At 35.8% G+C, this 23,534-nt stretch carries 20 protein-coding genes and 1 pseudogene; 8 read left to right on the plus strand and 13 right to left on the minus strand.

Annotated features, from left to right (window positions below):
• From purF to purE, 7 genes are read right to left on the minus strand one after another with little or no spacing between them, the layout of a single operon-like run.
• The gene (purF, locus tag MUA40_RS08415; RefSeq protein WP_016424737.1) at positions 1-1,422 is read right to left on the minus strand and encodes an amidophosphoribosyltransferase; all 1,422 of its coding nucleotides are present in this window, start codon (positions 1,420-1,422) and stop codon (positions 1-3) included.
• Positions 1,401-3,590, minus strand: coding sequence for a phosphoribosylformylglycinamidine synthase subunit PurL (gene purL, locus MUA40_RS08420; RefSeq protein WP_016424736.1), 2,190 nt, complete (start codon positions 3,588-3,590; stop codon positions 1,401-1,403). The genes purF and purL overlap by 22 nt, the downstream gene beginning before the upstream one ends.
• Positions 3,583-4,254 carry a phosphoribosylformylglycinamidine synthase I gene (gene purQ, locus MUA40_RS08425; RefSeq protein ID WP_016424735.1) on the minus strand — a complete coding sequence of 224 codons (672 nt, stop codon included), beginning with the start codon at positions 4,252-4,254 and terminating at the stop codon, positions 3,583-3,585. Before purQ ends, purL begins: the two co-directional genes overlap by 8 nt.
• Position 4,255: 1 nt before the next feature.
• On the minus strand, positions 4,256-4,516 hold the full coding sequence (purS, locus tag MUA40_RS08430; protein WP_016424734.1) for a phosphoribosylformylglycinamidine synthase subunit PurS: 261 nt from the start codon (positions 4,514-4,516) through the stop codon (positions 4,256-4,258).
• Positions 4,517-4,518: 2 nt separating this feature from the next.
• Positions 4,519-5,220, minus strand: a complete 702-nt coding sequence (gene purC / locus MUA40_RS08435) for a phosphoribosylaminoimidazolesuccinocarboxamide synthase (RefSeq protein ID WP_016424733.1) — start codon at positions 5,218-5,220, stop codon at positions 4,519-4,521.
• Positions 5,217-6,350: a 5-(carboxyamino)imidazole ribonucleotide synthase gene (gene purK, locus MUA40_RS08440; RefSeq protein ID WP_016424732.1), complete on the minus strand. Its 1,134-nt coding sequence runs from the start codon at positions 6,348-6,350 to the stop codon at positions 5,217-5,219. Before purK ends, purC begins: the two co-directional genes overlap by 4 nt.
• Entirely contained in the window at positions 6,337-6,819 is a 483-nt protein-coding gene (gene purE / locus MUA40_RS08445) for a 5-(carboxyamino)imidazole ribonucleotide mutase (RefSeq protein WP_037559084.1), read from the minus strand. The genes purK and purE overlap by 14 nt, the downstream gene beginning before the upstream one ends.
• Positions 6,820-7,026: 207 nt before the next feature.
• Between purE and folD the strand changes: the two genes are divergently transcribed.
• Both folD and MUA40_RS08455 read left to right on the plus strand, forming a co-directional pair.
• A complete protein-coding gene (folD, locus tag MUA40_RS08450; protein ID WP_167732889.1) occupies positions 7,027-7,884 on the plus strand; it encodes a bifunctional methylenetetrahydrofolate dehydrogenase/methenyltetrahydrofolate cyclohydrolase FolD in 858 nt (285 codons plus the stop codon).
• A gap of 724 nt (positions 7,885-8,608) precedes the next feature.
• A complete protein-coding gene (locus tag MUA40_RS08455; protein WP_262569401.1) occupies positions 8,609-10,126 on the plus strand; it encodes a glycosyltransferase in 1,518 nt (505 codons plus the stop codon).
• A gap of 105 nt (positions 10,127-10,231) precedes the next feature.
• Here the strand turns inward: MUA40_RS08455 and MUA40_RS08460 are convergent, their stop codons facing one another.
• A complete protein-coding gene (locus tag MUA40_RS08460) occupies positions 10,232-11,377 on the minus strand; it encodes a globin domain-containing protein (protein ID WP_167732972.1) in 1,146 nt (381 codons plus the stop codon).
• A gap of 224 nt (positions 11,378-11,601) precedes the next feature.
• Between MUA40_RS08460 and MUA40_RS08465 the strand changes: the two genes are divergently transcribed.
• The 6 genes and pseudogenes from MUA40_RS08465 to rihC all read left to right on the plus strand — a co-directional run bounded on the left by MUA40_RS08465 (position 11,602) and on the right by rihC (position 17,418).
• The gene (locus MUA40_RS08465; RefSeq protein WP_016424727.1) at positions 11,602-11,934 is read left to right on the plus strand and encodes a DUF5011 domain-containing protein; all 333 of its coding nucleotides are present in this window, start codon (positions 11,602-11,604) and stop codon (positions 11,932-11,934) included.
• Positions 11,935-12,456: 522 nt separating this feature from the next.
• Complete coding sequence (qoxA, locus tag MUA40_RS08470; protein ID WP_016424726.1) at positions 12,457-13,557, plus strand: cytochrome aa3 quinol oxidase subunit II; 1,101 nt, start codon at positions 12,457-12,459, stop codon at positions 13,555-13,557.
• 2 nt (positions 13,558-13,559) lie between these two features.
• The gene (qoxB, locus tag MUA40_RS08475; RefSeq protein WP_037559218.1) at positions 13,560-15,545 is read left to right on the plus strand and encodes a cytochrome aa3 quinol oxidase subunit I; all 1,986 of its coding nucleotides are present in this window, start codon (positions 13,560-13,562) and stop codon (positions 15,543-15,545) included.
• Positions 15,538-16,146 (plus strand): cytochrome aa3 quinol oxidase subunit III, encoded by a 609-nt coding sequence (gene qoxC, locus MUA40_RS08480; RefSeq protein WP_016424724.1) that lies wholly within the window; start codon positions 15,538-15,540, stop codon positions 16,144-16,146. Before qoxB ends, qoxC begins: the two co-directional genes overlap by 8 nt.
• Complete coding sequence (gene qoxD / locus MUA40_RS08485; protein WP_016424723.1) at positions 16,143-16,433, plus strand: cytochrome aa3 quinol oxidase subunit IV; 291 nt, start codon at positions 16,143-16,145, stop codon at positions 16,431-16,433. Before qoxC ends, qoxD begins: the two co-directional genes overlap by 4 nt.
• Positions 16,434-16,513: 80 nt before the next feature.
• Positions 16,514-17,418: pseudogene (rihC, locus tag MUA40_RS08490) on the plus strand (ribonucleoside hydrolase RihC).
• Between the two features lie 352 nt (positions 17,419-17,770).
• On the opposite strand, the gene MUA40_RS08495 reads toward rihC, so the two are convergent.
• The 5 genes from MUA40_RS08495 to MUA40_RS08515 all read right to left on the minus strand — a co-directional run bounded on the left by MUA40_RS08495 (position 17,771) and on the right by MUA40_RS08515 (position 23,524).
• Entirely contained in the window at positions 17,771-18,367 is a 597-nt protein-coding gene (locus tag MUA40_RS08495; protein WP_016424721.1) for a PepSY domain-containing protein, read from the minus strand.
• A 127-nt stretch (positions 18,368-18,494) separates the two neighbouring features.
• Positions 18,495-19,832: a glycosyltransferase gene (locus MUA40_RS08500; protein ID WP_016424720.1), complete on the minus strand. Its 1,338-nt coding sequence runs from the start codon at positions 19,830-19,832 to the stop codon at positions 18,495-18,497.
• 49 nt (positions 19,833-19,881) lie between these two features.
• Entirely contained in the window at positions 19,882-20,793 is a 912-nt protein-coding gene (locus MUA40_RS08505; RefSeq protein ID WP_016424719.1) for an ABC transporter ATP-binding protein, read from the minus strand.
• Positions 20,790-22,808, minus strand: a complete 2,019-nt coding sequence (locus MUA40_RS08510) for a hypothetical protein (RefSeq protein ID WP_167732974.1) — start codon at positions 22,806-22,808, stop codon at positions 20,790-20,792. The genes MUA40_RS08505 and MUA40_RS08510 overlap by 4 nt, the downstream gene beginning before the upstream one ends.
• Positions 22,805-23,524, minus strand: coding sequence for a hypothetical protein (locus tag MUA40_RS08515; RefSeq protein ID WP_262569408.1), 720 nt, complete (start codon positions 23,522-23,524; stop codon positions 22,805-22,807). Before MUA40_RS08515 ends, MUA40_RS08510 begins: the two co-directional genes overlap by 4 nt.
• Positions 23,525-23,534 lie beyond the last annotated feature (10 nt).

The following is a 23,534-nucleotide window of genomic DNA, read 5'->3' on the forward strand; positions in this document are numbered from 1 at the left end:
TTACACTCCTCTTCTTTTCATTTCTTTCGCTTCTGGCAATTGATGATCTACAATTTCAATTGGATATTCACCTGTAAAGCAAGCGTTACATTCACCTTTAGAACCGTGCGCTCCGAACACTTCATGCATCCCATCTACAGATAAATACGTTAATGTATCTGCACCAATCATTTTTCGGATTTCTTCGACGCTATGTTGTGCTGCCATCAGTTCAGCATGTGTAGAAACGTCTATCCCGTAATAACATGGATCTTGTAATGGAGGTGAAGAAATACCCATATGCACTTCTTTAGCACCTGCTGATTTTAATGCTTTCACAATGTATTTACTTGTCGTTCCACGCACAATGGAGTCATCTATCACCACGACACGTTTTCCTTCAATCACATCACGAATTGGAGAATGCTTCATTCGGACTTGACGCTCTCTGACTGTTTGATCAGGTGTAATAAAAGTACGGCCAATATATCGATTTTTTAATAATCCTTGTTCATTCGGAATTCCTGTGTATTCAGAAAAACCTTTTGCAGCTTGAAGAGAAGAATCAGGCACACCAATAACGATGTCTGCATCTACTCCCATTTCTTCAGCTAACTTGCGCCCTAAAGCTTTTCTGACATTATAAATAGAATGATTTCGAAATTCAGAATCAGGACGTGCAAAATATACATATTCCATAGAACACATCTTATGATCTACATCAGGCGTATACATATCGTAGTCCACATCATCTTCATTTGAAAATGTGATTAATTCTCCAGGTTCAATATCACGAATATACTCTGCACCAATTGCTGTAAAAGCACATGTTTCACTAGCTACACAATATGCTCCGTCCACTTTACCAAGCATTAAAGGACGTACCCCACGATTATCTCGTGTTACGGTCAATTGCTGTTCATTTAAAATGACACAACTAAAGGCACCTTTCACTTGGTTCAACGCAGCTTTTTGATTCGTCTTAATATTTTTCGATTTACCTTTAATGAGTAAGTGTGCTAAAACTTCTGAATCACTTGTTGTTTGGAATATGCCGCCTTCAGACTCAATCGCTTTACGAATTTGACCTGCATTTGTCAAATTCCCATTATGCGCTAATCCTAAGTCCCCTTTTGAATGTTTAAACAAAAAGGGTTGGACATTTGAAATTTCACTTGCACCCGTTGTCGCATAACGGACATGACCGATAGCGTGCGCATAACCTTGAAGTGAGTTAAGTTGTTGTTCTGAAATCGCTTCGGGAAGTAATCCCATACCACGTGCGCCAAAGAGTTGCTCACCATTCGAACATACAATTCCAGCACCTTCTTGACCACGGTGTTGTAAACTGTGTAAAGCCATGTATGTTAAATGTGCCGCATGTGGATGATTCCAAATTCCAAAAACACCGCATTCTTCATTTAGTCCACGGATGTCATACATGCCTCAATAGCCCCTTCCCAGTTTCTTTTAAGTTCTGATGTACGACGTTCGATTACACTTTCTTTACCTTCTACTTTAAAGTCGTCAGTGTCAGTGAAAGAACCAATTAGTGTTGCATCTTCAATATCAATGCTTTGTCCTTTTTTAACAGCGACAATATAACGCCCTTGTGTCTCACTAAACAACTGTGCATTCGTTAAATCAAATTTTGCATCAATACCTAAGCTGTAATGCGCACTCATTTTAGCTAATGTAAGTAATAAACCGCCTTTACCGACTGTTTGTGTATGTGAAACTTTTCCACTGCGAATCGCTGAACGGATTGCTTCGCCTCTTTGGACTTCTTTAGATAGATCGATATGCGCCTCTTCATGATTGACACCGCCATGTAAAAGTTTCTCAATTTGGCTTCCACCAAAGCTATCTGTCGTTTCACCTACAACATAAAGTGTATCGCCAACAGATGGTTGATATGATTTTAAATAATCGATATCTTCTATTAATCCCACCATACCTACAACAGGTGTTGGGAAAATTGAAGATGTTCGTGTTTCGTTATAAAGTGATACGTTACCAGATACGACAGGTGTTGCTAATACTTCACATGCTTCAGCCATTCCTCTTGTAGAATCAATAAGCTGTTGATAAATGTGTTTTTTCTCAGGAGAACCATAGTTTAAACAGTCCGTCATCGCAAGCGGTTTTGCACCAACTGCGATTAAGTTACGGTATGCTTCTGCAACGACCATTTTTCCACCTTCATACGCATTATTAAATACGTAACGAGCTTCACCATCGATTGTTGATGCAACAGCTTTATTCGTACCTTCGACACGTACAACTGAAGCTTGTAATCCCGGTTTCACAATGGTATTCGCACCGACTTGTTGATCGTATTGATCATACAAGTAATGTTTTGATGCAATTGTAGGATGCGTCAGTAATTGATCGAATACATTTTCAACATCTATATTGTCGTAATTGTTTGCCGGCGCTTCATGTTGAAGTTTCTCTCCCTCTAATACATAAACTGGTGCTTCGTCAGCAAGCGGTTCAACAGGGATATCTGCATAAACTTCACCTTCATATGTGAGAACAAAACGATTGGTATCTGTTACTTCACCAATGACTGCACTATCTAACTCGTGATAATCAAATAAATCTAAGAACTTTTGTTCAGTTCCTTTCTTAACAACGAGTAACATACGCTCTTGTGTTTCTGAAAGCATCATTTCATATGGTGAAATTCCTTTTTCACGTACAGGGACTTTATCTAGTTCTAAATGAATACCGCTGCCCCCTTTTGCAGCCATTTCAGAAGATGAAGATGTCAAACCTGCAGCACCCATATCTTGAATTCCTACTAGTTCTTCAAAAGTGATTGCTTCTAAAGTCGCTTCCATTAACTTTTTACCGACAAATGGGTCACCGATTTGAACAGAAGGACGTTTACTTTCACTTTCTTCTGTTAACTCTTCTGATGCAAAAGTCGCACCGTGAATTCCATCACGTCCTGTTTTTAAGCCAACATAAATGACAGAGTTACCTACGCCTTTAGCAGTTCCTTTTTGAATCATGTCATGATCAATAACACCGACACACATCGCATTGACAAGTGGATTACCATCATAGCGTTCGTCAAATTCAATCTCCCCTGCAGTTGTAGGGATTCCAATACAGTTACCATAGCCACCTATACCTGCAACTACGCCACTTAATAATCGACGGTTCGTTTTTTCAGTCAGTTCGCCAAAGCGTAAACTATTCAATAAATTAATTGGACGTGCACCGATAGATACGATATCACGAATAATGCCACCAACACCTGTTGCTGCGCCTTGATACGGTTCTATTGCTGATGGATGGTTGTGTGATTCAACTTTAAACACGACTGCTTGATTATCACCAATATCCACAACACCTGCCCCCTCACCAGGTCCCATTAATACATGTTCACCTGTAGTTGGGAATTGTTTTAAAAATGGTTTAGAGTGTTTGTAAGAACAGTGTTCACTCCACATTACTGAAAAAATACCTGTTTCAGTAAAATTAGGTGTGCGTCCTAAAATTTCAGTTACTTTTTCGAACTCTGTATCACTTAACCCCATATCACGATACAATTTTTCTGATTTAACTTCTTCCGCAGACGGCTCTAAAAATTTAGGCATTTTGTTCCCTCCAACTATTTACCATAGATTCAAATAATTTCACACCACTATCAGTACCAAGAATTGCTTCTAATGCTCGCTCTGGGTGAGGCATCATGCCACAAACGTTTCCTGCTTTATTCACAATCCCTGCAATATCATCGTGTGAACCATTTGGATTGTCCACATATTTCAAAATAATTTGGTTATTTTCTACTAAGTCTTGATAAATTTCTTCCGTACAATAATAATGACCTTCACCATGTGCAACCGGGTAAACCACTTCTTCACCCTCAGCATAGTTATTTGTAAACGGTGTTTGATGATTTACAATTCTCAAACGTTCGTTGCGACTTACAAATAAGTGTGAGTCATTATGCAACAATGCACCAGGAAGAAGTCCAATTTCTGTTAAAATTTGAAAACCGTTACAAACGCCAAGGACAGGTTTGCCTTCTTCTGCAAGTCTTTTAACTTCTTTAATAACCGGTGCGACACTCGCTACAGCACCTGAGCGCAAATAATCACCAAATGAAAAACCACCAGGAATCAAAACACCGTCGTAGCCATTTAATGACGTTTCACGATAATCCACATAATCAGCTTCTACACCTGATTTGATCGCTGCATTATACATATCACGGTCACAGTTAGACCCTGGGAATCTTAGGACAGCAAACTTCATTTTATGCATTCTCCTTTTCATCCAATACTTTGTAGCTATATTCTTCTATCACTGTATTCGCAAATAACTTTTCGCTTAATGTTGTGATGACATTATGAACCGCTTCATCCGTTGCTTCATCAATTGTCATATATAACACTTTCCCTACACGAATATCATTAACTTGTGGATATCCTAAATCGTGTACTGCACGATTCAACGCTTGTCCTTGTGTATCTAAAACTTGGGGTTGTAAAGTGATGTGTAATTCGATTGTTTTCATAATTAAAGTGCCTCCAATTTATTTAAGAAAGTTTGATAAGTATCGATTAAAGAACCTGTATCTTCTCTATATACATCTTTGTCAAAATTTTCGTGTGTCGTTTTATCCCAAATACGACATGTATCAGGGGAAATTTCATCTGCGAGCACAAGTTTCCCTGATGAATCGTGCCCAAATTCAACCTTAAAATCAACGAGATCAAGTCCCATTTCATCCATTAATTTCACAAGCGCTTGATTCACTTTGAGTGCTTCCGCTTTAAGTGCAGCAATCGTTTCGTCATCTGCAATATGAAGGAGCTTAACATGATCATCTGTAATCAATGGGTCGTTAAGGTCATCATTTTTGTAGAAAAACTCAACGAAAGGATAATCAAAACGATGTCCTTTTTCAAAACCAAGACGTTTTGTAATAGAGCCTGCAGCAATGTTTCTGACTACGACTTCTAGCGGGATGATTTTAACCGCTTTTACTAATTGCTCCGTTTCAGACAATTGACGAATGAAGTGACTTTCAACGCCTTCTTTTTTAATATATTCAAAAATCTTACTTGTAATTTGGTTGTTTAAGCGCCCTTTCCCAACCATTGCATCTTTTTTAGCGCCATTTCCTGCTGTCACTTCATCTTTATATTCGATACGTAATTCATACGGTTGCTCCGTTTCGAATACACGTTTGGCTTTACCTTCATATAGTAGACTCATTTGATTTGGTCTCTCCCTTCAAATTGTTTCAACATAGCTTTTTCAGTTTTTTCAATATCGTCTGTTAAAACGGTCATATGTCCCATCTTACGTTCAGGTTTTCGCACTGTTTTACCATAAATATGCACATGCCATTCTGGATGTTGACTGAATTGATCTTCTAATAAGTCTAAATCTTTACCTAGTAAGTTCATCATGACTGCAGGTTTCAATAACTCGATTTGAGATGGCAATTGTTGCCCCGTCACAGCTAGGATATGTGTATCAAATTGAGAAAAATCACACGCTTCAATTGAATAATGTCCTGAATTATGAGGACGTGGCGCAATCTCATTGACGTATAGTTCATTTTGTTGATCAATAAAAAATTCAACTGTAAATGTCCCTACGAAATGTACTGCTTCTGTAATTTTCGAAACTTCTTGTCGTGCTTCTGCCTCTTTACTTGAACGCGCAGGTACAATTGTTTTAAACAATACTTGATGACGATGTTCATTTTCTTGAAGCGGAAAATAAACTTTTTGTCCATGGTTCCCTATCGTTACAGTTAGTGAAACTTCGAGTACTAAATCCAAAAATTGTTCTGCGACACATTCTTGATTTTCAATTAAAGCTAATGCTTCCTCGAGTTGCACTTCTGATTGTACAAGGATTTGACCTTTACCGTCATAACCTCCAAAACGTGTTTTAAGCATAAAAGGATATCCTAATGTTCGTATTGCCACATTCAAATCTTGTGCTGATGTGACTTGAACAAATGGGACGACCTTTGCGCCTGCATTTTGTAAAGTTTGTTTTTCTGTTAAACGATCTTGAAGAAGTTGGATGGCTTGATAACCTTGAGGAACGTTGTAATTATCTACAAGTTTTTGAAGTTGTTTGCCCGCAATATTTTCAAACTCGTAAGTGATAACGTCTGATTTTTCTCCTAATTGTGTTAATGCTGACATATCATCATAGGCAGCATGTATAAATTCATGTGCAACATAACGGCAAGGACAATTTTCATCTGGATCCAACACGACTACACGATACCCCATTTTTTGTGCAGATTGTGCCATCATCTTTCCAAGTTGTCCGCCACCAATAATGCCAACTGTTTGTCCAAAATGTAACTTATCGAAGGTCATTTTGCATCACCTCTACTTTTTCTACAAGCGATGCTTCATAAGCGGTTAAACGCGCTTGAACTTGTTCATCTGTCATACCTATCATTCTTGCAGCCAAAATCCCTGCATTTTTTGCACCTGCTTTACCAATTGCCGTTGTAGCTACAGGTATTCCGCCAGGCATCTGAACGATAGAAAGTAATGAATCTAAACCTTTTAAACTTTTAGATTCAATAGGTACGCCAATGACGGGCAATGTCGTCATAGAAGCGACCATACCCGGTAAATGTGCAGCACCACCTGCACCTGCAATAATGGCTGAATATCCATTTTGTCGTGCTTGACTTGCAAATTCGACCATCATATGTGGTGTGCGATGTGCTGAAACGACTTTTTTATCATATGGAATTTCAAACTCATCTAACATGACGCAAGCTTCTTTCATTATTTCCCAGTCAGAAGAACTCCCCATTATGACTGCTACCTTCACTATGAACACCCTTTCAAAGATTTGAAATATTAATCTTAATAGTTGTATATTACAGGTATAGCATAACAAGCTCACATGCTTTTTTCAACGTAAAAATCGAACTTTAATACTTTTTTTAAATCTATATTTCGTATTTTGTTCGATTATTGGTATAATTACATTGCAATAATTCGTTATTGTTCGAATTATTATGAGGAGGCTATTTTTATGAGTGCAAAAATTTTAGATGGGAAGCAAATCGCGAAAGATTATAGACAAGGTTTGCAAGATGAAGTAGAAAAATTAAAGGCGCAAGGGTATACACCTAAGCTTTCTGTTATTTTAGTTGGAAATGACGGCGCAAGCCAAAGCTATGTCCGTTCAAAAAAGAAGGCAGCTGAAAAAATTGGCATGATTTCTGAAGTTATTCATTTAGATGAAGATACTTCTGAAGCAGATGTGTTAAAAGAGTTAGATCGCTTAAATCAAGATGACAGCGTAAGTGGGATTTTAGTACAAGTTCCGCTTCCGAAACAAGTGGACGAACAAAAAGTATTAGATGCCATTGACCCAGCCAAAGATGTTGATGGTTTCCACCCTATCAACATTGGTCGTTTATATTTAGATGAAGCAAAATTAATCCCATGTACACCACTTGGCGTGATGGAATTATTGAAACATGCGGATATTGATTTAGAAGGTAAAAACGCAGTAGTTATAGGCCGTAGTCATATTGTGGGTCAACCTGTGGCAAAATTATTAATCCAACAAAACGCAACTGTCACTGTTTTACATTCACGCAGTCAAAATATTAGTGAACATTTAAAACAAGCTGATGTCATTGTAAGTGCGGTAGGTCGTCCTGGCATGGTGACACGTGATGACGTTAAAGACGGTGCTGTAGTGATTGATGTCGGAAATACACCAGATGAAAACGGTAAGCTTAAAGGTGATGTAGAGTATGACGAAGTAAAAGAAATTGCAGGCGCAATCACACCTGTTCCTGGTGGTGTAGGACCGATGACAATCACAATGGTTTTAAATAATACTCTAATTGCTGAAAAAATGCGTCGTGGCTTGGAATAAACTATCAACATTGATGCATGCTAAAGATATGTCTGTTAACGGTATATTTTTTCTTAGTTAGTTACCTAGGACAATTCAAATATTGATATATAAAGAGCCTGAGACAAAATTGTCTCAATAATCGATGAAATCCGAGGTTTTCGTAAAAAACGAAAAATCTCGGATTTTTTCCTTTTATCATCAGTTTAGCCGCACTAGATGCGACTAATTTCCTTAGGCACCTCGTTAATTTAGTTTTTGTTGTGATGAATTAAATTATACGAAAGTGACTTATTTTTTTAAGTATAATGGTGAATGATTACATATATAAGCGAAGTATTTATAGCGAGACTCCTGAGGGAACAGGACGAGCCGAAGACTACAGGCTGAGGCTGTCCCCTCGGAAAGCGAGCCTATATAATACGAAGCATGATAATAAAAGGAAGCTCGAAGATGATTTTGATAAAAATCGTCTTCGAGCTATTTATTTTGGTATTTATGTCCCAGGCTCTTTCTTGTATGTAAAATACATATTATATTTCGTTATAATTATTCAATTCGTTTTATAGTTAATTTAATACCAGTTATTTACTATATAAATATAACATATTAAAAGTCTCAATCATTCAAATATCAAATTAATTTATTACAATTTACTAGAACTATATACATCTAAGCAAATTATAGTTAGAATATTTTCAAGGACATTAATATAATTATTTTAACTAAAGGGGCTTTTCTTAATATGATTTATACAATTACTTCTACTCTACCAAAAGAACATGGTGGTCGTACTAAGTCATTGTTACAAAGAATAAATCTACTCAAACAGCAATTAAACATCGATAATGTAATTTTGACAACAAACTACAATATTGAATATCCAGAAATTCAAAAAACATTTTTCGAAAAAGGCATTCTTGATTCCTCTATTACGCATGAAAACATCTATGATTGGTTATCTGGTTATCGTCTGTATGCCGTTAAACGGAGTCGTTTCAAATCAAGGCCATTCATAAATGAGTCACCTCGAGAAATCGAAGTACTGACATCTAAAGTTTCTAAGAAAGATAATGACATTGTTCGATACTACGATCAAGAACGCTATGTCCTTTATAGAAAATACTATGCAAAATCAAACATCTTAGAATTAGAAGATTTTATGGATGACATCTCCAAGCGTCGCATTGAAAGACGTAAGTACAATCAATACGGCTATATTCATCAAAAAATCGTCTATCATCCTAAGACTTTCGGTAAGCAAGTTGAAACATTTTATGATGGTTTAGGCTACCCATATTGCGTCAAATACTATACTTCAGATGCAAAACCTAAACTAAGTCTCATCAAACTTGTTGATCAAGAAGGTCGACCTTATCGCTTTTTTGATAATGAAAAAGCATTATTTCGTTATTATTTTGAAAGTAAGTTCCAAGACGGTGACATTGTTTTCAATGATGCGCGTTTATTGGACAGACCTTTATTATTCAATAAAAAGAAGACTAAAAACATCCTCGTTTTCCATAATACGCATTTACAAAATGATGATACAAGCGTACTCAAATCTTATCAATTTGCATTAGAAAATAGTAACGCTGTATTCAAATATCTAATCCTTACAAATCACCAAAAAGAAGATATTCAAGCAAAATATGGTATTTCAAATGATAAATTCGTAGTCATCCCTCACTCTATTGACCACACGGATTCCCACAACATTGAACATGCTCGTAAAGACTTTGTTTTTATCGGAAGATTTAGCGTACAGAAACAATTGACGCATCTTATTCGTGCTTACAAATTATTTAAAGATAAGGGCTACGAAGATAAACTTCACCTTTATGGTAAAGATGAAGATGACCAACTAAAAATGATTAAATCTTTGATTAAAGAATTAGATTTAGAAGAAAGTGTCGAAATTAATGGCTTCACATCAAATCCATTAGACGTATTTTCACGTGCAAAAGCTTCTTTACTAACAAGCCTGCACGAGGGATTTGGGCTTACAATTATGGAAAGTATCAAAACAGGATGTCCTGTCGTTTCATATGATGTGAAATATGGACCTAGAGAAATTATTGATCATGAGTCAAATGGTTATCTAGTCACACCACAAAATATAGAAGAATTTGCTTCTAGAATGGAAGATATTGTTAATCAGCCATTACAAAATGTGCAGTTGACAAGTAGATTATATCAATCTACAGCCATTGAAAATTATAAAACCCTTTTTAATTCCCTTGGCTATACGGATAAAAAATAATATAGTTCAATCGCATTAACTCACGATTATTTTTTATTCTTTCTAAAAAAGCGATGAAGAAGCAAGCCACTAAGCCCTTCTTCATCGCTTTTCATTATTTATTATTTATACATTAACACTTAAACGTGGTACAAATGTTTCAAAGTGAATTCGATTTTGGTCTACGCCTAAATCATCTAATGTTTTAATGATGGATTGTAAAAATGGTGTTCCTCCACATACATAAACTTCTGTTTCATCTGTAAGGTAGGTTTTAAGTTCATCCGCTTCTAAATAACCTTCTTTATCTTTAATATGAAGATGAAGATGCGCATGAGACGATTTTGCTGTTAACGCTTCTAATGTGTCTTTAAAAGCAACGTCATTTTCTGTCGCAGCGACATGAATCATTTGTGCTGTACCTTGTGATTCAACCACTTGTCGGTACATAGAGACTAAAGGCGTTACACCTACGCCTGAACCGATAAATAATTGAGGCTTTTCAGAATGATGTACTTTAAATCCTCCCACCGGTGCAGATAATAAAATCGTATCCCCTTCTTTAAATTCTTCATGTAATACCGTCGATACTTCACCCTCATGTGTATCACTCACTTCATGTCTTACCCCAAATGTCAAGAAGTCTTTACCACCATCTACAATAGAATAGTGACGTTTTGCTCTATAAGGTAATCTTTCACTTTCAATATCTACTGTGATGTATTGTCCTGGTACAAACTGACTTAAATCTTGTGTCTCTGAAGTCACTGTAAATGCTTTAATATTATGTGTCACTTGCTCAATATGCGTAATTTTAAATGGTTTGAAACCGTCCCAAGCCATGTTTTCATAGATTTCTTTTTCTACACCGATGAAAGCATCTGCAATCACGCCATATGCTTTTGCCCAAGTTTGAATAACTGGATCATCTTCTTCAAGCCCAACAATTTCTTGAATGGCAGCAAGTAAATTTTCACCTACAATCGGATAATGCTCTGGAAAAACTTGTAAAGCACAATGTTTATAAGCGATTTCTTTAACAATAGGTAAAATCGGTGTAAAGTCCTCAATGTTCATTGCAGCTGCTAAGACAGATTGTGCAAGCGCTGTCGATTGAAATCCTTTCTTTTGGTTCGTTTGATTAAACATATTGCGCAATTCAGGGTGTTGGTTAAACATTCTATTATAGAAATTTGATGTGATTTCTGTTCCTCTCTCTTTTAAAATCGGTACAGTTTGCAAAATAATTCCTTTTTCTTCTTGTGTTAACATAAATCCTCACTCCTGTTTAATATTTGCATAGATTCCTTACTCAAACATTTGGCTTATGTCAAAAGTAAATCAATCGTACATTTTGATACAGCCATTCTAGAAAAATATAACATATTCTCATTGATGATAATTAGGTCCATAGATGGATAGCAAAATTCTCTGAAGAATGTATAATACTTAATGTGAATACCATAACAGTTCAATGAACGGAGGGCCAAAATCTTATGAATAAACTACTTCAATCATTATCAGCTATCGGTGTATCAGCAACACTTGTCACACCACATCTTAATGCAGAGGCTACAACAAACACGATTCCCTCTTTTAAAGGTATAAAAGACTCGGTCATTCAAGTGGGCGAAAAATACAACCCCCTTGAAGGTGTGACCGCTTTTGATAAAGAAGACGGCGACTTAACTGATAAAATTAAAGTGAATGGTCATATCGATACATCTAAACAAGGTACATACGAACTTCAATACCAAGTTGCCGATTCAGACGGTGCGATTGAAACTTCTTCAAGAGTGATTAAAGTTGTAGATGCACCCTTAAAATAACATTTGTATCATTAGTTCCGACCAACCAAAGGAAGCATCAACACTTTTTCCTAATGCAAAATTTATTATGCACTAAAAATAATATTGATGTGCTATGCCATTCCCATAAAGAAGAGAGAGATAAAATAGACACATAAAAACTGTGTTTATAAATCTTTCTCTTTTTTTCATATCAACTACTTCGTATTTTAAACTTTTTTTCACAAATTTTAATTAGCACTTTCCCTACATCTATTCTTCAAATCCCCTTTTTTAAATCCAAAAAAAATAGCTCGAAAAGTTTGTGAAAAAATAAACATTACCTTTTTCTTAATTAAATCTTAATTAAATAAGTAGAAATAGAGACTTTTCACAAAATGTACACATAATTTTAATAATGCCCTGAAGCCCTATCATGCCTTGAATATCAAGGCTTTCATGTTTTTTCATTTATTATTTTTTCAAAATGGCACTTGTAAATATCATATATTATTTTAAAATTAGTATAAGCCCTACAATTGTAGTATTAGGAGGTCAAAAAAAGTGTCAAAATTTAAGTCTTTGCTTCTAGCTTTCGGAACATTGTTTTTGCTTGCGGGCTGTTCTGATGTAGAAGTTCTAAACGCAAAAGGGCCAATGGCCAGCGACCAAAGGTTTTTGATTATTTATTCAATCATCTTTATGGTTGCCATTGTAGCTGTGGTACTTATCCTATTCGCGATATTTACGTTTAAGTATCGTTACAAAAACACAAGCGAATCAGGAAAAATGCACCACAACGTTATTCTTGAGACAGTATGGTTCATCATCCCTGTGATCATTTTAATTGCATTAATGATTCCAACTGTTAGAGCCTTATATGAATATGAGGAGCCACCTAAAGCTGAAGATGACCCAATTGTCATTTATGCAGTGAGTGGTGGATACAAATGGTTCTTTGCTTATCCGGATGAAAAAATTGAAACGGTTAACCACATTAAAATTCCTACTAACCGACCAATTACTTTCAAACTTCAAGCAATGGACACAATGACAAGTTTCTGGGTTCCTCAATTAGGTGGTCAAAAATATGCTATGACTGCCATGACAATGGAGTGGACTTACCAAGCTCACGAAGAAGGTACATATCGTGGACGTAACTCAAACTTTAACGGTGAAGGCTTCTCTCGTCACACATTTAACGTAGAAGCTGTCAGTCAAAGTGAATATGACAAATGGGTAAAAGAAGCGCAATCTGAGAAAAAAATTGATCAAGATACGTTTGATAAACAACTTTTACCTACCACTAAAAATAAAGAACTTACTTTTAGTGGCACACATATGGCATTTGTGGATCCTGCTGCTGATCCAGAATACATTTTCTATGCTTATAAACGATTCAACTACGTACCAAAAGATCCAAACTTCTATGATGATACAAAAGGCGTACTAAGTGAACCGAATAAGCCAGCACGTAAACCACAAATTACAAATGCGAACTACGAACGACATGGTATGAAAGCTGCCATTCTGAAAAACGACGAGCCATATAATCGTGCATTCATGAAAAATGAAAAGCATACTATGGACGAAATGGAATCAATGCATGAAGGTGCCAAAGATGCTGAGGCACATAAAGATCATAAAAGTGGAGGTGGACATTAATGTTGAACTTTCCGTGGAATGAGCTTTTAGTAAACGGTAACTGGATGATTACATTGGCTCAAATTGCAGCACCATTCCTTGTTATTGGTGTTGTTGCTGCCATTACTTACTTTAAGCTCTGGGGATATTTATATAAGGAATGGTTCATGTCAGTCGACCACAAAAAGATTGGTTTAATGTACTTAATCTGTGCTGTTTTAATGTTTGTACGTGGTGGTATTGATGCAATCCTATTACGTATTCAATTAACAGTACCAGATAACCCATTCTTAGAATCAAACCATTATAACGAAATTTTTACAACGCACGGTGTAATCATGATCATCTTCATGGCAATGCCACTTGTTATCGGTTTAATGAACATCATTATTCCATTACAAATTGGTGCACGTGACGTTGCATTCCCATTACTTAACAACATTAGTTTTTGGTTGTTTGTAGCAGGTATGCTTTTATTCAACCTTTCATTTATCGTCGGTGGTTCACCTGCAGCAGGTTGGACAAACTACGCACCACTTGCTGGTGAATTTAGTCCTGGACCAGGTGTAAACTACTACTTAATCGCGATTCAAATTTCAGGTATTGGTACTTTAGCAACAGGTATTAACTTCTTCGTTACTATCATTAAGCTAAAAACACCAAGTATGACATTTATGCAAATGCCAATGTTTGTTGTTACAACGTTTATTACAATGTTAATTATTATCTTGGCATTCCCTGCATTAACAATCGCACTTGCGTTAATGACTGCTGATAGAATCTTTGACACTGCATTCTTTACAGTAGCCAATGGCGGTATGCCGATGTTATGGGCAAACTTCTTCTGGGTATGGGGGCACCCTGAGGTATACATCCTTGTCCTTCCGGCATTCGGTATTTATTCAGAAATTATTCCAACATTTGCACGTAAACGTTTATTCGGACACCAAAGTATGGTGTGGGCAACAGCTGGTATCGCATTCTTGAGTTTCTTAGTTTGGGTTCACCATTTCTACACAATGGGTAATGGTGCATTAGTTAACTCATTCTTCTCAATTACAACAATGTTAATCGCTGTTCCTACAGGTGTGAAAATCTTTAACTGGTTATTCACATTGTACAAAGGCCGAATTACTTTTGAATCACCTATGCTATTCTCATTAGCATTTATCCCTAACTTTACAATTGGTGGGGTTACAGGTGTCATGCTTGCGATGGCATCCGCTGACTTCCAATACCACAACACATATTTCTTAGTTGCCCACTTCCACTACACAATTGTTGCTGGTGTTGTATTCGCATGTTTCGCAGCTATGATTTTCTGGTATCCAAAAGCAATGGGATACAAATTATTTGAGAAACCAAATAAATGGTTCTTCTGGATCTTTATGATTGGTTTCAACGTTACATTCTTACCACAATTCATTTTAGGTCTTGATGGTATGCCACGTCGTCTTTACACTTATATGCCTGAAGATCACTGGTTCTTATTGAACTTTATTTCTTCAATTGGTGCAGCGTTGATGTCTATCGGCTTCTTAATTTTCGTTGGTAACATCATCTACAGTCACATTAAAGCACCACGTGAAGCAACTGGCGATAACTGGGATGGTTTAGGACGTGGTTTAGAGTGGTCAACTGCTTCAGCAATTCCACCTAAATACAACTTTGCCATCACACCAGAGTGGGACGATCTTGATACATTTGTTGAAATGAAACGACAAGGTAGACACTATCTTGACAATCATAATTATAGTGACATTCACATGCCAAATAATACACACATTGGTTTCTGGATGGGTGTCTTGTTCTTCATCGGTGGTTTCTTCTTAGTATTCGAAACATTATTACCTGCGATTTTATCACTTGCTGGTATTTTCGGATTAATGATTTGGAGAAGTTTCCAAGAAGATCACGGTTATATTATTCCTGCAAGTGAAGTCGCTGAAACTGAAGCGCGCTTAAGAAAGGCACGTCAAAAAGAAAGGGAGGCTCTAAATCATGAGTAATAAGGTTGTCGATACTATTGATGCTCGTACACATGAAGGCGAAATAAATAAACTCGGTTTTTGGATCTTCCTTACAGCTGAATTTGCACTTTTTGGTACGCTTTTCGCAACACTATTAACCCTCCAACATGGTGGTAGTTATGGTGGCATGCTTACAACTGATTTGTTTGAATTACCACTCGTATTAATCATGACTTTCTTACTTTTAACAAGTTCTTATACTTGCGGTATCGCGATTTATTACATGCGTAAAGAAAATAAGAATTTATTATTACTTTGGATGATTATTACAGTGTTACTAGGGATCGGATTTGTTGGATTCGAGATTTTCGAGTTCTCGCACTACGTTCATGAAGGTGCAACACCACAAACTGCTTCCTACTGGTCTAGTTTCTTTATTCTATTAGGAACGCACGGTGCCCACGTAACTTTAGGTATTTTCTGGATTATCTGCTTATTAATCCAAGTTGCAATGCGCGGGCTTAATAAATACAACGCACCAAAATTATTTATAGTAAGTTTATACTGGCACTTCTTAGATGTTGTTTGGATTTTCATCTTTACTGCCGTATATATGATAGGGATGGTGTATAGCGGATGAATACAATTGTTAAACATACGATAGGCTTTATTGCCTCAATCATTTTAACGTTACTTGCAGTTTTCGTGACTCTTTACACATCACTGTCTTTTAACGCCAAAGTTACTATTATTTTTGGTTTTGCATTTATCCAAGCGTTCTTACAACTCTTAATGTTCATGCATTTAACTGAAGGTAAAAATGGTCGTATTCAACTTGCAAAAGTACTCTTTGCGATTATCATTACTTTAGTTATTGTTATCGGAACATATTGGGTTATGCAAGGTGGTCACGGTCACCACATCTAAGCAATGCATAACGAAAGCACTAACACGCATGCGTGTTAGTGCTTTTTTTACAATATTATTTTAAAGGAGCGACAATAGAGATGCCTATCCCTATTATTATTGATACAGACCCTGGTATTGATGATGCTGCGGCCATCAGCTTCGCACTTCATCATCCAGAAATCGATGTCAAATTGATTAACACGGTCCATGGTAATGTATCTATAGATAAAACAACACGAAATGCGTTAACACTCGTAGAATACTTCAATAAAGATGTCCCAGTCAGTCGTGGTCAAGCTGTCCCTTTAATTCAGCCTCCAATTTATGCAGAACATGTACACGGGGAAACGGGTATGGATGGCTTTGAATTTCCTCCTCTCACACGAACGGTGAAATCTGACAATGGGGTCGAAGCAATGAAATCCGTCATTGTTGAAAGTCATTCCCCTATTACCTTAGTTCCAATTGGTCCTTTAACTAACATCGCATTATTGCTAAAGCATCATCCGGACATCAAACATCAAATCAAAGAAATTGTGTTAATGGGCGGCAGTGCTTCACGAGGAAATGTGACTGTAGCAGCTGAGTTTAATATTTATGCTGATCCAGAAGCTGCTCAAATTGTCTTTGATAGTGGTGTACCTATCACCGTAATTGGTTTAGATGTTGTGCGTACAACGAATCTTCCTTTAGAAAAGTTGCCAAAGATTCAAAATACGAATCAAACTGGCGCGATGCTTGTTGAGCTTTTCCGCCATTATAGAGGTGAAAACTTCCAACAAGGCTTGAATGTATATGATGCCTACACCATCATGTATTTAATCCATCCAAATTTATTTACACTACGTCCAGCTCATGTCGATGTTGAACTCAAAGGTGAACATACACGGGCATGACCATTATGGATTTCCAACATTCTCAGCCGAATGCGCAAATTGTGATGCAGATTCAATATGAAGATTTTCTTGACTCTTTCTTCTCATTATTATCCTACTGCCCTTAATATAACTTAGACGAACCGCGAAATGTGGATAAAATCATTATAGCGATAGATTGGAAATCAATATTCCGGCTCAAACGAGTGTGAATCCATAATAAGCAATAACAATGATATAAAGAGAGCGCTAAGATGACTTTGATTGAAAAAGTCGTCTTAGCGCTTATTTAGTCTAAAGATAAACAATATGGCTAGAACTGTACAAGCTTTCTAAGTGTAAATAAAACCTATTAGACACTGTTCTTTTATTTAAATTATAGTCAATCGTCTACACTGAATTGGACATATTCTATGGGAATAGATAATGATAATTTAAGTAGGATTAGATGCATACCTAACCTAACTTCAATCACTTATTTTAATTGTCGTGATCTTGTTTAAGCACGTCACCAGACTTCGCATCCAATGTGATTTCTTGTTCACCTTGCTTGCTTGATAATTCGATTTCATAAACAAATTGACCATCGTCTTGGCTCAATTGCCATTGTTTTAATTCACCATCATATTTTTTCTGTGCTTTTTTAACAGCTTCTTTAAATGAAATTGCATCTTGATATTGGATCGCTTTTTCATTATCCATCTCGTGTTCTGATTCTTGTTCTTTGTGTATGACTTTATTATCTTTATCTGATACTTTTATTTCTGCTTCTTTATTTCCTTTGAATAAGCCGATTTCATAAACCCATTCGCCATGGTCGTTTTTATATTCTAATTTTTTAACGTCCCCATCAAATGATTTTTGTGCAGTTTTAATGGCTTCTTCTGGTTGTGTTTTCACTTTATTAACATTTTGAGTCGTCATATTTTGAGATGATGCGTTAGATTGATTGTCTGATTTTTGTTCAGTTTTCTGTGCATGCTCTTGATGGTCATCGTGATCGTCGTGATCATCATGACCACAAGCCGCTAGGACAATCCCTGTTGATAATAATAGTGATAATACTTTGAACCTCATTGTATAACCTCCGAATTTTTAACATAATCTTTACTTAAACTTCACATTCCCTTTATACAGACTTTTATGCAGAAATGCTACAATTTATTGTTTCATATATTAAAAATCCGTCGAGAGATGTAGCTGTCTATCGTAATTGCAATCGATTTTTTATAGCGCCTATAATGTGTGGTGCTTTCTCTAAGTGGTTGTAAACATCTAATAACTTCGATTTTTCATTTTGCCAATTGTAAATGACTTTGGCCTTTTTGGTATTCTCCTTACATTGGGCATAAAAAGACGGATCATCAATCATTTGATTAACAGCTTTTGCGATGTGCTGAGCGTTATGAGGGTCAATTGCAATACCAATCTCATTTTCTACAATAACACGTTTAACTTCAGGAAAATCACACCCAATAACCGGGACATGCGCCATGATATATTCAAATAATTTATTTGAACTGGCTGAATAATGATTAAAACAAACATTTTGTAAAACTTGAAAACCAACGAAAGCTTCGCGTGTAATACTTGGCAGTTCTTGAAATGGGACTTTATCTAAAAAATAAATCCAATCTCGTGCAGAGGATTGTTGCGCTTGTGTTTTCAACGTCTCTGTCAATTTACCGCCTCCGACAAAAACCAATACGCCCTCCTTAATTAAAGGCATCGCTTCAATTAATTTTTCAAGACCTCGACCTTGTTGAAGCCCCCCTTGGTAGAGTAATATTTTTTCATCTGGTTTTAAATTAAGCTTTTGATGTAAATTTATTTTAGGTTTTGTTTCAATATCATACAGCTCAGAATAATTATAAAGTGTTTTCGGATAAAATCCGTAAATGTGTTCATTATATTTTGCTCTCGTATGATTTTCTACTATCATTTCATCAACAAATTGTAATAGAAATCTTTCAATACGCTTAATTAAATCAGGACGATACCCTGTACGATCGGATTGAACTTCGTGACTATCATAGACAAGCGGTTTTGGTTTGAGACGCAACTTCGCACACACAATTCCTTGGGGTAATGTGTTCAAATCGTTTGCATGATAAACGTCTGGATTGAGGCGATAACCTTTAACAATCATTCTTAAAATAATCGCACTATTAATTACCCACTTGCGTAGCCAACGGGATTTCATTGCCCCCATGCTAATTAATAATAATGCTAAATAGCTGCTTAATAACATATAATTCACATAAAACAAGCCGACTGCCACAGCTGTACATACACCTCCGACAACGATTAAAAAGCGTTTGCCATGATCTGAATAAGCTTGCAATAGTGTGGGATAACGTTTTACGCGATGAACGCTAAAACGATCTGAAATCTTTTCATAAGGGTGGATATTGGGATTTTTCGGATCATTAATCGCAATCAAATCAACCTGGTAACCTGCATCTGCTAATGCGGTACATTCACGATGCACACGCGCATCATTTGTAAAGTGATTCCAAACGAACATACCTACTTTTTTCATCTATAACGTCCTTTCTTATATCTTTTAAAATGTAACACTGTCTAAAATATTAAAAACCACCCACTTGCCATATAATTGCGATTAAAAATAAAATGAAACTACCACCTAAAGGTAAAAAGGTATGCCAATGTACAGGTGATAATTCTGACGCTTCAATTGAATCACTTCTCTGTTGTTGTAATCCAAGCATTTTCTTTTTATAAGCAAGTTGTCCTTTTTTATCTCGTGCTTTAAAACCACGAATTAACGTATTATATCGCTTAACAACATGATTGACTTCGCCATATTCAATCATTTCTCCATAGTGAATCCAGATGGCTTTATCGCATAAATTTTTAATTTGAGCTGCTGAATGAGATACAAAAAATATTGTTTTTCCTTGTTGCTGCAATTCTTTCATTTTGGCGATACATTTATTCGCAAACGTTTCATCACCAACTGATAACGCTTCATCCACAATGAGAACATCTGGATTTGTATGAATAGCAATTGAAAAACCTAATCTTGCTTTCATCCCACTCGAATAACTTTTAATGGGCTGATAAATAAATTCATCGAGCTCAGAAAATTTTACGATATCATCGAATATTTGATTAATTTCTTTAGTAGACATACCATGCATTAAACATTTATAACGTATATTCTCTTCACCCGTAAAATCATTTTTCAAGCCTGCTGAAATCGCAATGAGTGAAGCATTACCATTAATCGTTACTTTCCCTCTCGAAGGTTTTAATACTTCTGCGAGAATATTTGATAAAGTAGATTTCCCTGAACCATTTAATCCAATGAGTCCAACTGACGTTCCTTTTTCGACTTCAAATGAAATATCATAAAGCGCATAGTAGGGTTTAGGTTTGTAAAAATAACCAAATGAAAATAAAGAAATCATTTTACTAATTTTACTGTTATTTAAATCATATATTTTTGAGACATTTTCTACCTTTACTTTATAAGTCATGTTATCACCTGATTTAGATGTGAGTTATTTCGTGCGTTTGCTTTAATTTCGCGAAAGCAATTCACGTAATCTTCAAAGTCTCCCATTCGTGTTTTAATAATCGATTGATCTTGATCCATTACACTTCCTTCCTCTGTAAATGCCCAAACCATATTACCGCTGCCTTTATAATCGCTAAGCTTCGAAGGAATATAAGGATTCAACTGTTTAATACCAATCGTATGTGCGTCAAAAATAAGTAAGCCATCGAATAACAAAGTAAGATTTAAAAATTCAAAATAACCTACCAGCGGGTGTAAAATAATATATTCTTTAAAATCACTGTTTTTGTACATATTCAAGACATTACCTCTAATATTTGTAAAACAATGTATTCTAAAGTTTGTTTCCCCTTTAGATTCTAAATATTTGCATACCAATTCAATCTCGTTAAAACCCCTCGTAGCATAAAAATTACCAAAATAACCTAAGTTGATATATTCAGCATCCACTTCATAAGTAGTCATCACTTTATAATAATCGTCTTTTCGAGGGATAGGATGTCTCGATATGACTGCACGGTTTCTAATACTTTCTTTAATATTGTCATCAAATCGCTCAATCATGTACTCCATTTGATTTTCATTTGTAAAAATTAATTCATCTGCATGAGATAAAGCAAGTAACTCACAAACATTAAAGACATTATCGTCAACTAATGACACAAGTTCGGGTCTTAAAGATTTCTTAATTTGATATATATACTGTTCATCTTCAATGGGTGCAAATCTTAAGTCACTTGTTACAGTCGTGTGCAATGGATCTGAAAATTCAGCTCGCCAAAAGATGTGCGGATTTTTAACTTTAATTTCATATCCTAAAAAATGAGATTGTGGAAACATGGCTCGAGAATAGAGGTGCTCGTAAGATTTTGGATTTTCCTCTAACACTTTTAATCCTTCTTCGATAAATCCGCTAATACTTTCCCAACTAGAAAAGGCTTGTTTAACATCAAGTAAGTAATGTGTGTCTACTAAATGTTCAGCTAGCGTATTCAACATCGGATCTTTGTTTCTAATGCGTGACATGTTATTTGATATGATATCTACAATCTCTTCCTGATCTCGAATACGCTTTGCCATGACGTTCCCACTCGTATCAATAAATGGTGGAAAACAATAGGCCACCACTAATGTCTTGGCATGCCCATTATTCAACAAATGATAATTGAAAGGTTGGAAATGTTCCCTGATATACATCATTAATCGCGCATTGACTTCTGAAGATTGCGTTTCCATAAAAGCCTTAAGTTTAACGATTAAATCATTCGCTTCAAAATGATAAGTAACGTCCGTGAGGAGACTCTCTGAATAAATAGCTTGAATCGTTTTTAATGCTTGGTAAGCTTCTGCTGTCGTTTCGATGTTCGTTTTTCGGTTTTGTGTTAAATTCGATACTTCTATTTTGCATTGTGAAGTACCTATATACTCACTACATCTTTCATTAATGTATGACTTTATAAAGCTATCAAGCGGATACTTTAAATAGATATTTTGTATCGCATGTGTCGGATAAAGCCATTCTGAACCGATTAAATAAATCATATCGCGTGATAATGTATGATTAGCAATAGGCAATGTACTGATCATTTCCTCATGAAACAGCGTGATAAGAACATGGCTGTATTCAATCTGTTTTATTGCAAATTCAAACGAAGCGTTAAAGTCATTTTCGAATAAATGACAAAAGATTTGTGAACGCTTTTGAATTGCCATCTCATTAAAATTTAAAAGCTCTTCTTTTGATTTAAATATTAAAATCAATTGGTCATAGCGATTTTGAAGTTGTAGGAAAGTTTCCTGATCTAAGTGATTGTTTAAAAATAAGATATAGGAAATTCCCTTTTTTAACCTTTTGTTATTTTGAACCTCACCACTATTAATCAACGAATTGGCAAAGGAATGAGGTTTTCTTGCAATAGGTTTTTGCATTGCTTCTAATTGTTCCGGTGAATATTGTTCTGGCGATGCATTCATTTTACAACCTCCCTCCAAAACCATTTCATCCCTTTTTTGACATTTTTCTTGTTCACTTTTTTCTGATAAGTAATTGCCTTTTCTAGAAGATCAATCAACCTTTCATGATTTAAATAGATTTTTTTATATTTCCAAGCACTCCGTTTAAAACGATGTAATTCTCTAAATGCATACTGCATCCTTTTATGTTGCTTTATATATTCTGAGTACAAGTCTTGATAGTCATGCTCTAGCTGTGTTAAAGCATTTTTAATTTGATGTTCATTCACTGTATTTCTGCCTATTTGTTGTTGGATTGCTAGCTTTAATTGTTCAATTAATTGCTGGTTATGCGTAGCAACTAGCGCCTGTGTCCCCTCATTTTCTATAAAATCTATAGATAGAATTTGATGCTTGAAGTTGTAAATGTTAAGCATATACATTTCAGGCATCTGAGATAAGAGGCTAATGATTGTCGTTTCATTTGTCTCAAGGACGTGAAATATGCATTTAAATTTCAATACATGCGGTATCTCAGCTAATAACGCTTTAAAATTTGCGATTGTGCGCGCATCTATTACTTCATAAAAATGGCACTGAATTTCCGTCACTTTTTCTAAAGCTGTTTTAAATTGCGTTTCACTTCTATGTGTCCAATGATTGTTCTTAAAATGAATTTCGAGTTTATGCGTATTTGTATTAAAATCCCACGAAAAAATACACTTATTTTTAGACATCGCTATCCTC

Source organism: Staphylococcus schleiferi, from assembly GCF_025558325.1.
Taxonomy (GTDB): Bacteria; Bacillota; Bacilli; order Staphylococcales; family Staphylococcaceae; genus Staphylococcus; species Staphylococcus schleiferi.